This is a genomic window from Corynebacterium sp. 401_CJEI, from assembly GCF_001076435.1.
Lineage (GTDB): Bacteria > Actinomycetota > Actinomycetes > Mycobacteriales > Mycobacteriaceae > Corynebacterium > Corynebacterium jeikeium_D.
The window spans coordinates 1-12,112 of record NZ_JVIP01000014.1 but is presented as its reverse complement, the minus strand read 5'-3'; the positions used below and the strand labels follow the sequence as shown (position 1 = coordinate 12,112).

Annotated in this window: 12 protein-coding genes, 2 tRNA genes and 2 riboswitches; of the genes, 10 read left to right on the top strand and 4 right to left on the bottom strand. The window is 57.1% G+C overall.

Going from position 1 to position 12,112, the window contains the following annotated elements; translation table 11 throughout:
• Positions 1-43 precede the first annotated feature (43 nt).
• On the bottom strand, positions 44-1,228 hold the full coding sequence (locus ADM64_RS03355; protein ID WP_049193114.1) for an IS256-like element IS3503 family transposase: 1,185 nt from the start codon (positions 1,226-1,228) through the stop codon (positions 44-46).
• A gap of 585 nt (positions 1,229-1,813) precedes the next feature.
• Here ADM64_RS03355 and ADM64_RS03350 point away from each other — a divergent pair.
• The 4 genes from ADM64_RS03350 to ADM64_RS03335 all read left to right on the top strand — a co-directional run bounded on the left by ADM64_RS03350 (position 1,814) and on the right by ADM64_RS03335 (position 2,985).
• Positions 1,814-1,890 (top strand) — tRNA-Asp (locus tag ADM64_RS03350).
• Positions 1,891-1,909: 19 nt separating this feature from the next.
• Positions 1,910-1,982 (top strand) — tRNA-Phe (locus ADM64_RS03345).
• A gap of 158 nt (positions 1,983-2,140) precedes the next feature.
• Entirely contained in the window at positions 2,141-2,596 is a 456-nt protein-coding gene (locus ADM64_RS03340; protein WP_038626465.1) for a hypothetical protein, read from the top strand.
• Between the two features lie 107 nt (positions 2,597-2,703).
• Positions 2,704-2,985, top strand: coding sequence for a GNAT family N-acetyltransferase (locus tag ADM64_RS03335; RefSeq protein WP_038626463.1), 282 nt, complete (start codon positions 2,704-2,706; stop codon positions 2,983-2,985).
• Between the two features lie 102 nt (positions 2,986-3,087).
• Here ADM64_RS03335 and epsC read toward each other — a convergent pair whose 3' ends face one another.
• Entirely contained in the window at positions 3,088-3,681 is a 594-nt protein-coding gene (gene epsC, locus ADM64_RS03330; RefSeq protein ID WP_016421365.1) for a serine O-acetyltransferase EpsC, read from the bottom strand.
• A gap of 115 nt (positions 3,682-3,796) precedes the next feature.
• The gene (cysK, locus tag ADM64_RS03325; protein WP_049193123.1) at positions 3,797-4,729 is read right to left on the bottom strand and encodes a cysteine synthase A; all 933 of its coding nucleotides are present in this window, start codon (positions 4,727-4,729) and stop codon (positions 3,797-3,799) included.
• A gap of 301 nt (positions 4,730-5,030) precedes the next feature.
• A riboswitch (cobalamin riboswitch) is annotated at positions 5,031-5,299 on the top strand.
• Between the two features lie 67 nt (positions 5,300-5,366).
• Here cysK and ADM64_RS03320 point away from each other — a divergent pair.
• From ADM64_RS03320 to ramA, 5 genes are all read left to right on the top strand, one after another.
• Entirely contained in the window at positions 5,367-6,149 is a 783-nt protein-coding gene (locus ADM64_RS03320; protein ID WP_049193124.1) for an energy-coupling factor ABC transporter permease, read from the top strand.
• 38 nt (positions 6,150-6,187) lie between these two features.
• Positions 6,188-6,565 (top strand): energy-coupling factor ABC transporter substrate-binding protein, encoded by a 378-nt coding sequence (locus ADM64_RS03315; RefSeq protein WP_049173058.1) that lies wholly within the window; start codon positions 6,188-6,190, stop codon positions 6,563-6,565.
• A complete protein-coding gene (gene cbiQ / locus ADM64_RS03310) occupies positions 6,562-7,299 on the top strand; it encodes a cobalt ECF transporter T component CbiQ (RefSeq protein ID WP_049193122.1) in 738 nt (245 codons plus the stop codon). Before ADM64_RS03315 ends, cbiQ begins: the two co-directional genes overlap by 4 nt.
• A gap of 2 nt (positions 7,300-7,301) precedes the next feature.
• Positions 7,302-8,126: an energy-coupling factor ABC transporter ATP-binding protein gene (locus tag ADM64_RS03305; RefSeq protein WP_049193121.1), complete on the top strand. Its 825-nt coding sequence runs from the start codon at positions 7,302-7,304 to the stop codon at positions 8,124-8,126.
• Between the two features lie 195 nt (positions 8,127-8,321).
• Positions 8,322-8,592: riboswitch (cobalamin riboswitch) on the bottom strand.
• Between the two features lie 461 nt (positions 8,593-9,053).
• Positions 9,054-9,890, top strand: coding sequence for an acetate metabolism transcriptional regulator RamA (ramA, locus tag ADM64_RS03300; RefSeq protein WP_005511953.1), 837 nt, complete (start codon positions 9,054-9,056; stop codon positions 9,888-9,890).
• 71 nt (positions 9,891-9,961) lie between these two features.
• Here the strand turns inward: ramA and ADM64_RS03295 are convergent, their stop codons facing one another.
• On the bottom strand, positions 9,962-10,561 hold the full coding sequence (locus tag ADM64_RS03295) for a cob(I)yrinic acid a,c-diamide adenosyltransferase (protein WP_049190259.1): 600 nt from the start codon (positions 10,559-10,561) through the stop codon (positions 9,962-9,964).
• Positions 10,562-10,608: 47 nt separating this feature from the next.
• Between ADM64_RS03295 and murA the strand changes: the two genes are divergently transcribed.
• Positions 10,609-11,871, top strand: a complete 1,263-nt coding sequence (murA, locus tag ADM64_RS03290; RefSeq protein ID WP_224433880.1) for a UDP-N-acetylglucosamine 1-carboxyvinyltransferase — start codon at positions 10,609-10,611, stop codon at positions 11,869-11,871.
• Positions 11,872-12,112: the final 241 nt, after the last annotated feature.

Here is a 12,112-nt window from a genome sequence, read left to right as displayed (position 1 = left end):
GGGTTAAGTAAAGAAAAGTGTGTCTTTTCCGGGCGTGTTGCGGTTATTTGATCCAGCCTTTTTGGATGCCGAGGTTGTGTTGGTAGCTGGTGTCGATGGCGGTGTCGTATTCTGCTGGTGCACCGATGTCATTGGTAGTGGCTGTGGTGTTGTGGGTGATCAGGTCTGTTGCTGTGGAAAGTGCGTCTTGACCCCATCGTTGGTCCCTGGCGATCTTGACCGGATCGTCAGGGACTTCTGTATGTAGATACAGCCACCAATCCATCACTGTGCGTTGATGCGGTAGTGATAGTCCGCGGTGTCTGCGGGCTAGTTCTTTTATGGGGGCGTTGATGCCACCTTCGAGGCTGTTTGTTGTTGCTGCAAGGTTGTCGGGGTCGATGGTTGTTGGTGGGGGTTGCAGGTAGGTAAACAGCAGGTCTCTGCGGTGCAGAGATAGCAATGATTGATAGGCCGCTCGGACGCGTTGGTGGGTGTAGACCTTGGTGTAGGCGCCGGTAACGGGGTCTTTGATGGTGGTTTTCTCGTTCATCCATTCCCGGTAGGTGTGGTCGAATTCGTGCAGGTGGGCGACCCATGTGGATGCTTGGTCAAGGTCGGTGATGCGAGTGAGTTTCAGGGCTAGGCGGTAGAGGGTTTTGCCGGCATCGGTGCGGGGGTTGCTGGTGGTGTGGCGGCAGACTGTTCGTTGGGCGTGGACGAGGCAGCGTTGGATGCGTGTTGTTGGCCAGCAGTGGTGGATGGCTGATTGGGCACCTTGTCCGCCGTCTGTGACTGCGATTAGTGGTGCGGCAATGGGGCGTAGGAGTTCGGTGTAGGCGGCGGTGGTTTCGTGTCTGGCCCAGGTCCAGTTGATGACGTGGGTTTTACTGGCTGCGATCAGGAGGCATCCGGACTTTAGATAGGTCGCGTCGAGGAAGATTTGGTCATGGATGCGGAATGAGTCGATGGTGGGTGTGGGGATGATCCACCAGCACCATCGGAATCGGTGGTGCATGGTTTGCCTGGTTACGCCATGGTGTGCGGCGAAGGTGGTTAGAGATTGGGTGCCGGTGGCCCATTGGATGAACAAAGCCATGGTGGCGGTGTTTTTGTTGTGGGTTTGGGTGTTGCGGGTAAAGGAGTGTCCGCAGTGGGTGCAGCGCCAACGGGTGGTTGATTTGCTGGTGGTGCCGTTTTTCTTTGTGTTGTTGCCGCATAGTGGGCAGCTGGGGCGGTTGGTGGTCATCCTTTAATCCAACCGGTGTGCGGTTAGCACAAATGTGGCCGGAGGTGCGGGATGGTGTGGGTAATAGCTTTCGGGGAGCTATTCTTTGGTGATTTGTGGTGTGTGGTCTGGGGTTATGGTGGCATGCGGACACACTTTTCTTTACTTAACCCTTAGTGGTGCGCTGGGCGTCGGCGTGGGTAATGGACAAAAAGTGTGTCTGATTCTCAAGATGGTGACTGGTGAGAAGCCAAAAACTACGGGCTGCAAACGTGAAACTGTATGAGTTTATGACACTTTCAGGCCATTTTTCGGGCTATTTTTGTCATAAACGTAGTCAGTAACTTGCATCGCCCCAACGCCGCCAGCCATAAACGTAGTCAGTAACTCGCATCGGTGTCACTGGGGGAGAGGGGGGCTTTACCCGGGTTTGGTGGGGAGAGCTTTTGCCACAGTCTAGGTTGTCCCGAGACCCGGGGCTGGATGTCAGTTTTCAACTTAAAATATCCGCCATGAACTGGCGATTTGCTTATGTTCAACGCTGTTCTGTAGAGTAACAACTCGTGCACAGCGCTGGTAATCCAGAAAGATGAGCACAGCATTTAAGGCCCTGTGGCGCAGTTGGTTAGCGCGCCGCCCTGTCACGGCGGAGGTCGCGGGTTCAAGTCCCGTCAGGGTCGCCACTTGATTAATTTCAAGTCTGGCCAGATAGCTCAGTCGGTAGAGCGTCCGCCTGAAAAGTGGAAGGTCAGCGGTTCGATCCCGCTTCTGGCCACAATTAATCCCCAGTCCGGAAACGGACCGGGGATTCTTTGTTTTTACCAGGTGTTTGTCGCGGGAATCGTCGTAAAGCAAAGTGCATTGCGCCGTGCGAAAACCTTAAAGTGGGGGAAATTAAACCGCGTGCACACCCTAGCGGATAGGATGTTGTGCATGAGTAAGGAATTCGCCTCAGCAGGAACGCTGTCCCACGATAAGACGCTGCCGTGGGTCGTGCGCATCTTCGTCTACACGGATGCTGAGGGCAGCCAATCGGCTGCTGAGAAGGTTCGTGGGGTGCTCGCGGAACTGATTCCGGATCAGGAAGTCAACGTCTACGAGGATGTCATGCCCGATGTGGGGCGCACCTCTTCGCTCGCTGATTTGTGGGCGGAGGCCAACCCAGGCATGGATCCGGGGGATCGGAAGCGTTATCGCATCAGTGTGGTGGCTCCGGGGCTTTCTCACTGCGAAATGGCGGATTTGGCAGGCCCGCTCGCTGAGGCCGTCAGCCCGGGGTGGGCAGAAGGTGAGGCTGCGGCTAAGGTCGCGAAGGGCGATGTCCCGTGCCGTGTCGCTGTCGGGCGTGCCGACGAGCACCCGGGCGAACCCCCGCTAGTGCAGAATTAGCCAGGATTCGGAATTAATCCGAAGCGAGAGCTGTTATCTGGGTTACATCCTAAGAGTCGTTTGCAATGACGACGCTTCACAACCACGAGAGGGAAGTGATTCCGAAAATGGCACACACTATTTCGCATGATGAGGCCGGTCAGCGCTACGTTCTCACCGTAGAGGGAGAAGAGGCCGGTTTTGCCGCTTACACCCCGGTGGAAGGTGCCCTGGATTTTGACCACACGGTAGTAGATGGCAAATTCCGTGGACAAGGCCTGTCCAAGCCGCTTATCGCAGGTGCGCTGGATGATGTTCGGAAGAACAACCGCAAGATTCGCACCAGCTGCTCCGCTGTTGCCAACTTCGTCGAGAAAAACCCGGAATACCAGGATCTACTGGTTGACTAGTCGCTGAAGGGCGAAGAACGCATAAAGAAACCGACCGGCTGCTCACGATAGCAAGAGCAGCCGGTCGGCTTATTTATGCGTAGAGATAGCTTTAGGGCAGGGCTAGATGAAGTCCCCGTCACCCTGGACGTACACCGCCGGATCGCACAACGGCTTGTGTTCGCCGGGCTTGGCAGGGCGTACGCGGCCCGGAATCCCTATCACGATGGAATCGGGTGGGCAGCTGTGGGTGACCACGGAGTTGGCGCCAATCGATGAACCCGCACCAATTGTGATCGGGCCAAGGACTTTCGCACCTGCCCCGACGGTGACGTTGTCCTCCAGAGTTGGGTGGCGTTTTACCTTCTCCAGTGAGCGGCCGCCGAGTGTCACACCGTGGTAGAGCATGCAGCCGTCACCGATCTCTGCGGTTTCACCAATGACGATGCCCATGCCGTGGTCGATGAAGAACCTTCGGCCAATTTGAGCGCCCGGGTGAATCTCAATACCAGTCAGCCAACGGGAAAACTGTGCGAGTACTCGTGCAATGCCCTTGAAAATCCCGCCTCGTTTCCAGAGGCGGTGCGAGAATCGGTGAATCCAGATTGCGTGTAGGCCGGAGTAGACAATGGCATTTTCTACATCACTGCGCGCAGCTGGGTCATGCGCACGGGCATTGTCCAGATCCTCTTTGAGGATTCGGAAAAAGTCACTCATGGGCGTCAATTCTATCTGGTCGGAAGTGTGGGCAATGCAAAAACCCGCTTGCCGACGGAAAGTGCCAGCTAGCGGGCTCTGCAGAGAAGGTTACGGGCGCTTATAGCGCTTGGTTTTAGTCGCGCAGGTCCTCGTACAGGATGGAGGAGACGTAGCGCTCGCCGAAGTCAGGGACAATCACGACGATGTTCTTGCCCTCAGCCTCCGGGCGGGCTGCAATCTCGAGAGCAGCCTTGATGTTTGCACCGGCGGAAATGCCGCCGAGGATGCCCTCGGCTGCAGCAACCTTGCGGGAGACCTCAATAGCGTCCTCGTTGGTAACCGCAATAATCTCGTCGAGAAGCTCCTGGTCGAGAACCTCTGGGATAAAGTTTGCGCCCAGGCCCTGAATCTTGTGCGGGCCGGCGGTGCCCTCGGTCAGCAGTGGGGAGGCCTTCGGCTCAACGGCCACCAGCTTGATGTCCGAGTTGTGCTTCTTCAGCGTGCGACCAGCACCGGTAATGGTGCCGCCGGTGCCGACTCCAGCCACGAAGTAATCAACCTTGCCGTCGGTAGCTTCCCAGATTTCTTCACCAGTGGTTGCCTCGTGGATAGCCGGGTTGGCCGGGTTGGCGAACTGGGAAGCCAGGATTGCATTGTCGGTGTTAGCCACGATTTTGTTGGCCTTATCGACAGCACCGCGCATGCCATCTGCGCCCGGGGTGAGTACAAGCTCAGCGCCAAATGCGCGCAGAACGACGCGGCGCTCCTGGCTCATGGTGTCCGGCATAGTGAGAATGACCTTGTAACCGCGGGCTGCGCCGACCATTGCCAGCGCGATACCGGTGTTGCCCGAGGTACCCTCGACGATGGTTCCGCCCGGATTGAGCTCGCCAGAGCGCTCGGCGGCATCGATAATTGCGTTGCCGATGCGGTCCTTGACCGAGTTGGCAGGGTTGTAAAACTCCAGCTTGGCAATCACGTTGCCCGGCAGGCCCTCGGTAACACGGTTGAGCTTAACCAGCGGGGTGTTGCCAATCAGTTCAGTGACATCGTTATAAATAGTCATTAATCTTATCCATTCCGGAAATCACAGAGGACTTCCTAATGAGTTTTCGCGTGTAGCCGTAGTGTACGCCTGATGCTGCAATTAGTACAGACCAGTTCGTCTATTTTGGGAATTGCGTGGGGAAGGGGGCTGTTAATTCCGGTGTTACCACCGTCACAGCCGCCGCGGCCGGCACCGTCGCAGTCACACCGCTGATTTCGCAATGCTCCTGCTCTTACCACGTTAACGCTATGTGATTGCCCTGCTCGTCTTTACCTCCATTGTGAGGGTAAAGAGCATTAAAGTTCCTTAGAATCCACTATTCTGAGACGTGATTTACAGTGCACGGGAATGCCTTGTAAATAGGCAGCGGCCCTCGCCACTGTGATTGGGCGCGATTGCGGCCCTTATCTGCACAGCGGTTATATGCGATAACCGGAAAACGCAGACAATGGACTCAGCGATTGCGGTGCTTCGTCGAAGCCACTCAGGGGGACTCAAACCTTTGGGGAAGGAGGCGAGGCATTAATAGAAGTGTGAAGCTTTCCTCAGCCCATCAGCCAGGAGACCGACTGTAAATCATCCAATTCGCGTCCGCGGATTGGCGGTCGAGCGGTGCTGTCGAGGTGAATAGCGCCGTAGAAAGATGATTTACATCATGCATATTGCTGAGGGATTTCTCCCAGTTACTCATTGCATTGGGTGGGGTGTAGCTGCCGCTCCCTTTGTCATTCACGGCGCAGTGCAAGTCAAGCGCACTATGAAAGAACATCCAGGTAGCGGCATGCTGCTCGGTGCTGCTGGTGCGTTTACCTTCGTGCTCTCCGCAATCAAGATTCCATCCGTGACGGGTTCCACTTCGCACCCGACAGGTACAGGTTTTGGTGCTGTAATCTTCAAACCTCCGGTGATGGCGCTGCTTGGCTCCATCGTGTTGCTCTTCCAAGCAATCTTGCTCGCTCACGGCGGCATTACGACGCTCGGTGCGAACATCTTCTCCATGGCAATCGTCGGCCCGTGGGTCGGCTACGCCTTCTACGTATTGACTCGAAAGCTCGGCGGAGGCCTACTACCAGGTGTGTTTATGGCAGCGTTCTTCGCTGACCTCTCCACCTACGTGGTGACCTCCATGCAGCTCGCTCTTGCACACCCGGCAAACCCGGGCGGTGTCGGCGGCGCTCTGGCTACATTCCTCGGCCTGTTCGCTATCACGCAGATTCCGCTGGCAATCATCGAGGCTCTGGTCACCGTCATTCTCATGCGCACCCTGCTGGCAGTGGCACACTCTGAGCTCCTCGATCTCGGCTTCCTGTCCCGCTTCGGTGATGCGCCAGCACCGGCGCTGGAGGCGAAAGCTGCAGAAGCCACGGCTGACGCTGTTGCAGGATCTGTCACTTCGCAGAATGCGGCAGCTGCATCCGTATCTGGCCAGAAGCAGTAGCCGTCGTCAAGCGAAAAGAAGCGAAAGAGAGCACGATTATGAATGCAAAAAACAACGCGCAGATTGTCGACGCACAGGCAGCTAGCCAGCCGAAGAAGAACTCCGTGTGGGTCAGCGTTGGTCTCATTGTCCTGGTAGTCGTAATTGCCATGTTCCCGCTGTTCTTCAACTACGGGGACGACGACGCCGAGGAGCCGTTCGCCGGCACTGATGCCACCGCTACGGAGACAATTCAGGAAATCGACCCGAACTACGAGCCGTGGTTCGAGCCACTCGTCGGCGAGCTGCCGGGTGAGGTCGAGTCGGGTCTGTTCGCGCTCCAGGCCGTTATCGGTGCTGGCGTCCTGTTCTACGTTATTGGCTTCTACCGAGGGAAGGCTGCTGCGCGTTCGGACAAGCGCGAGAAAGAGCAGTGAATGCGCTAGAAGCTGCAGCGGCGCGCAGCGCTTGGGCACGCCGCAACGTGGGTGAAAAGATTCTGCTGCTCGGTGGGCTGCTGATTCTGGCGGTTGCGCTACCGCCAATTCCCTTTGCGCCTGTCATTGCGGTCATTGCTTGGTCTATTGCGTACATAGCCCGAGTGCCCCGCAAGCTGTATGTGGCAATGGTGCTGGCACCGGCGGCTTTTGTGCTCGTCGGCGCGTTTCCGCTTTTGGTAGCGCTTACCTCCGACGGCCTTGCGTGGTCGCCGGATGGCCCGCAGCGAATGACGCAGGTTGTGATGCGTTCGTTTGCGGGTATCAGCTGCACGATGGTCTTTGCGCTGACCACTCCGATTTCGGAGCTCATTGCCTGGCTCGACAAGCACGGCATGCCTCGGTACCTGACGTACCTCGCCGAGGTGATTTATCGGATGACTGGCGTGCTGATTCACTCCGCGCGCTCAATGACAGAGGCTCAAGCGCGACGTCTTGGGCACTCCACGCGCCGGGCGATGATCCGAGATGCAGCGGCACAGTCCGCCAGCCTCTTTGTCATTGCCTTTACCCGTGCCCGCAAGATGCAAGAAGGAATCGAGCTTCGCGCCGACCCGAGCGCAATGAAAGTACTAGTGATTTCGCGACCCAGGCAGCCGAAGTTCATCGTGATATCCAGTGCATTACTGTTGTCGTTGATCGCGGCCTGGGCGCTGCTGAAATGGGGTGTATAGGGATGTCGATCAGCAGGAAAAATACCGCTGATCACCCGCATGGTGCCAGCGGTGCCATTGTGGAAGCAGCTGCCGTTACATACGCTTACGACGAAACCCATGTCCTGAAAGGCGTGGATTTGGCAATTTCGGGCGGCGAGCGCCTAGCGCTGTTGGGCGCAAACGGTTCTGGCAAGTCCACGCTGTTGCGTATGCTCGCGGGAGCGTCTAAGCCCAATAGTGGTGAGGTTCGCCTTGACGGCACCGCCTACAAGTACTCCCGGCACGGCCGCAATACGGTCCGCCGCTCAGTACAGATGGTCACGCAGGATCCGGATGAGCAAATCTTCGCGGCTAGCGTGTTCGCAGACGTCTCTTTCGGCCCCGTCAACCTGGGGATTAAGAACGAGGAAGTCGAGCGGCGCGTCCGGGAGGCCCTAGGTACCGCCGAGGTCACCGATCTCGCCGAACGCGTTCCGCACCAGCTTTCCTATGGTCAGCGTAAGCGCGTCGCTCTCGCAGGCGCGCTGGCGATGCACCCACGTGTGTTGCTTCTCGACGAACCCTCCGCCGGCCTCGATCCGCAGGCGACACGAAAGCTTGCACACACGCTCAATCAATTGCGCGATCAGGGCACGGCCGTCGTCGTCGCCACGCACGACATCGACTTCGCGTGGAATTTCGCCGATAGGGCAGCAGTGCTTGCCGACGGCAAACTGCGAGTTGGCTCCAAAGAGGAAATTTTGGCCGATCGACGGTTGGTCGAACATGCTCGATTGGCTTTGCCCTGGGCGCCCGTGGTCTCCAAGGCGATTGGGCGAGATGTGTGCCATCCAGAGGATGTTTAGGCGAGTGGCTTGGTTGGTGAATAGCTCATCGATATGTGCAGCTAAACCGCGCTAAAAATGAGAAAAACGCCCGCGGGCAGGGCGTAATGCCTATGAAAATAGGCCTAGAAATATAGGCGAAGCTGTCGCATTTCTTCGCTTCCATTTCACGTCACACCTGTCCGCGGGCGATCTCCGTGGCCGTGACACTTTGCAGTGCCCTCGGCGCATCAGGCAGGTATTCGGACTTTCTGGCGTGACCGACAATAAGGGGATGACGACTGCCGCAAGCTTCAATGCTTACGTGCAGATCCTTATTATCAATTTTCCTACTTTTCGCCGCTTCCCAAGGTTGAAATAACCTCAGTGCCGTTGGCGAATTTTGTTCCAGATTACCGCTGCGGGACAGTTCCGGAATTGCACCGGATTCCCTCTTGCGTTTGCTGTGCACCACCTTCGGACAACCACGTGGAGGACGTAGCATTGAAAGTGGAACTCAACAAAACCTGTTGCATGTATGACAATAGCGCACGATGCAAAATAAGCGAAGGTCTTTTTCGAAAATGTCCGCATTGGGGGTAAAACGCCGTTCATTACCCTCTGTTATTAACATTCACGCAGTTTGTTAGCGGAAAAATAGCTACCCCCTGCCTTGTATTTATTCGGCCGAGGCGGGGCTAATGACAGGATTTATCCTGGTATTTTCTTTACGTACTTGTAGAGAAACCTAGTTGTTTCCTAAGATTGTGTGACGGATGCCTTAATGCAGGTGTACCCGTTCGGAGGGTACTATCTACTTTGTACGGTTTACAGCCCCCGAAAGGGTCAGTGGCCGCTGAGCGGTAGTTGGCCATTTCGTAGGAGTGTAAGTCGGCGCGAAGTCACAGGCTGATGGTGCCTCTGTGGGTGCCAGTGAAGCAATTTGCCCGTTACGCAGGAGGACGCGAGATGGATCCCCACCGCATTCTGGACGACAATGAGGTTATTAAGTCGTCCTTGGTCGCCCTAAAGAATGCGACTGGTATTCCGGTCACAATGTATGCGGAAGTCACCGATAACTCTAAGATGCAGATCAACAACTGGGTTGGCCTGCGTACTCCGGCCCTGCAGAATCTGACTGTGGAATCGGGTGCGGGTGTCGGTGGTCGCGTGTTGGCCACGCGCCGCCCGGTGGGTGTCAGTGACTACCTGCGCGCCAAGGTTATTACCCATGAGTATGACGACAAGATTCGTGACGAAGGCCTGCACTCGCTGGTCGCCGTGCCGGTGATCGTTTCGCGTCTTGTCCGTGGCGTGCTCTACGGTGGCGTGCACTCCTCGGTGCGCCTGGGGGACAAGGTTCTTGAAGAGGTCACAATGACCGCCCGTTGCCTGGAGCAGGACCTCGCTGTCGTCGATGCCTGCCGCAACATGGATCGTTCTGGCAACGGTAAGGGCGGCCGCATCATGAATGGCGCTGAGTGGGAGCAGGTTCGTTCCACGCACTCCAAGCTGCGCATGCTCGCTAACCGTGTGGATGACGAGAAGCTGCGCCAGGAACTCGAGGTGCTCTGTGACCAGATGGTCACCCCGGTTCGCGTCAAGCAGACCACCAAGCTGTCGGCTCGTGAGCTCGATGTTCTCGCCTGTGTCGCCCTCGGTCACACCAACGTCGAGGCCGCAGAGGAAATGGGCATCGGTGCCGAGACGGTTAAGTCCTACCTCCGCTCCGTAATGCGCAAGCTGGGCGCCCATACTCGCTACGAGGCCGTCAACGCGGCCCGTCGCATCGGCGCACTGCCGTAAACCGCTTGACGACGGTTCCTTTGCGTCCAAACCCGCGGGTATTGGGGTAGTCAGTTCTGCTACCTGACCCGCTACTTACCCCCTGCTTGCCGCTGGGCTTCGCGCTCACCACCGGGGATCCACTTAACGTCGTTTCCGTCATTGGCCACTCTCGAAAGAATAAACAACAGGTCAGACAGGCGATTGAGATACTTCGCCGGTAGGACTGAGGTGGTTTCGGGAAATTCGCGGCAGGCAGCCCATGCTGCACGCTCAGCTCGGCGAGTAATCACCCGAGCTGTGTGTAGCAGTGCTGCGGCTGGTGTGCCTCCCGGGAGGATGAAGGAATCCAGTTTCGGCAGTTGTTCATTGAACTGGTCGCACCAGTGCTCGAGTCGCTCGATGTAATCCGGCTCGATACGCAACGGCGGGTACTTCGGGTTTTCTTCAACAGGTGTTGCCAGGTCGGCTCCGGCATCAAAGAGGTCATTCTGCACGTAGCGGATGACAGCCGAGACCTCGTCGTCGAGCGTGCCGAAACTGAGCGCCTGACCGAGTGCGGCGTTGGCCTCCTCGCACGTGGCGTAGGCGATAAGGCGAGAATCATCCTTGGGAACGCGGCTGAAATCGGATAATCCAGTGGTGCCGTCGTCGCCGGTGCGAGTGTAAATGCGAGTTAGATGAACGCTCATAGCTTCAAGCCTAAGCGCGATATTGCGAAATGTGGTTGGCTGGGGGAGTGGGAAATGAGCGATTTCTGGTTAAAGGCGGAGCGACGCTAAATGGTCAGGTTCAGATTTCCGGGGCGAAGAACTCGGTTCTGAAACTGATGGGTGCGGCGCTTCTCGCCGAGGGCACGACAGTACTGACGAACTGCCCTGAAATTGATGACGTGCCATTGATGCAAAAGGTCCTCGAAGGGCTCGGCTGCTCCGTTACGCGCGAGGGCGACCGGATTGAGATCACGGTGCCCGAAGAACTCTCGCATCACGCCGACTTCGATGCCGTGCGCCAGTTCCGCGCTTCGGTCTGTGTGCTCGGGCCGCTGACGGCGCGTACCCGTAACGCGATTGTCGCACTGCCCGGTGGTGACGCTATTGGTTCCCGCCCGCTGGACATGCATCAGGCTGGCCTGGAGAAATTGGGAGCACGCACCTATATTCACCACGGTTGCGTGGTGGCTGAGGCGGGGCGACTCAAGGGGGCGAACATCAAGCTGGACTTCCCGTCCGTCGGCGCGACCGAGAATATTCTGACCGCGGCCGTACTAGCGGAAGGTACGACTGTGCTGGATAACGCCGCCCGTGAGCCCGAAATTGTCGACCTGTGCGAGATGCTCGTGGAGATGGGCGCCAAGATTTCGGGTGCGGGATCTAACACCATCACGGTTGAGGGCGTAGAGAAGCTGCACCCGACTGAGCACAAGGTTGTCGGCGACCGAATTATCGCAGGGACCTGGGCTTATGCTGCAGCGATGACCGGCGGCGATATTACGGTCGTTGGCATTAACCCTAAGTACCTGCACCTTCCTCTGGAAAAACTGAAGAACGCAGGCGCTCAGGTCGAGACCTACCCGCAGGGCTTCCGCGTGCGTATGGACGGGCGTCCGCAGGGTGTGAACTATCAAACGCTGCCATACCCAGGCTTTCCGACGGACATGCAGCCCATGGCCATTGCTCTGTCCGCGGTGTCCGAAGGGACGTCAGTGCTTACCGAGAACGTTTTTGAATCGCGCTTCCGGTTTGTCGACGAGATGATTCGCCTCGGCACGGACGCGACTATCGATGGCCACCACGTGATGATTCGCGGAAAGGAAACGCTGAGTTCCGCACCTGTGTGGTCTTCGGACATTCGCGCCGGAGCGGGACTAGTGCTTGCTGGGCTGTGTACTGAAGAAGGTGACGTCACTGAGGTGCACGATGTCTATCACATCGACCGTGGTTACCCGGGCTTCGTAGAGACACTCAATTCTCTTGGCGCATCGGTTGAACGGGTTAGCTAGTGATTGTTGGCCTCTGGTCAATGGCTAACGGCTAAGCGCACGGTGCTAGTTAAACACGCGGTGCGGAAAACCATCGCAAGTCTTCGGTTCTGGATGCTTCAGAACCGTAGGGAGTGATTCTCCAGTGGTGGCTTGTGGTGGTTTTCGCTATTTTACCTGGGGTTTTGTGTCTTTGGTGGGGTGTGTGTAATGTATTCGGAGGTCAGCGCGGCCAGGCAGTTTATGTGTTTGGTTGGCTGAT

Excerpts from the sequence above, each read along its gene's own strand:
- epsC (WP_016421365.1), bottom strand. The coding sequence starts at position 3,681 with ATGAGTGACTTTTTCCGAATCCTCAAAGAGGATCTGGACAATGCCCGT.
- cysK (WP_049193123.1), bottom strand. The coding sequence starts at position 4,729 with ATGACTATTTATAACGATGTCACTGAACTGATTGGCAACACCCCGCTG.
- ADM64_RS03305 (WP_049193121.1), top strand. The coding sequence starts at position 7,302 with ATGTCGATCAGCAGGAAAAATACCGCTGATCACCCGCATGGTGCCAGC.
- ADM64_RS03315 (WP_049173058.1), top strand. The coding sequence starts at position 6,188 with ATGAATGCAAAAAACAACGCGCAGATTGTCGACGCACAGGCAGCTAGC.
- ADM64_RS03335 (WP_038626463.1), top strand. The coding sequence starts at position 2,704 with ATGGCACACACTATTTCGCATGATGAGGCCGGTCAGCGCTACGTTCTC.
- ADM64_RS03340 (WP_038626465.1), top strand. The coding sequence starts at position 2,141 with ATGAGTAAGGAATTCGCCTCAGCAGGAACGCTGTCCCACGATAAGACG.
- ADM64_RS03355 (WP_049193114.1), bottom strand. The coding sequence starts at position 1,228 with ATGACCACCAACCGCCCCAGCTGCCCACTATGCGGCAACAACACAAAG.
- ramA (WP_005511953.1), top strand. The coding sequence starts at position 9,054 with ATGGATCCCCACCGCATTCTGGACGACAATGAGGTTATTAAGTCGTCC.
- ADM64_RS03320 (WP_049193124.1), top strand. The coding sequence starts at position 5,367 with ATGCATATTGCTGAGGGATTTCTCCCAGTTACTCATTGCATTGGGTGG.
- ADM64_RS03295 (WP_049190259.1), bottom strand. The coding sequence starts at position 10,561 with ATGAGCGTTCATCTAACTCGCATTTACACTCGCACCGGCGACGACGGC.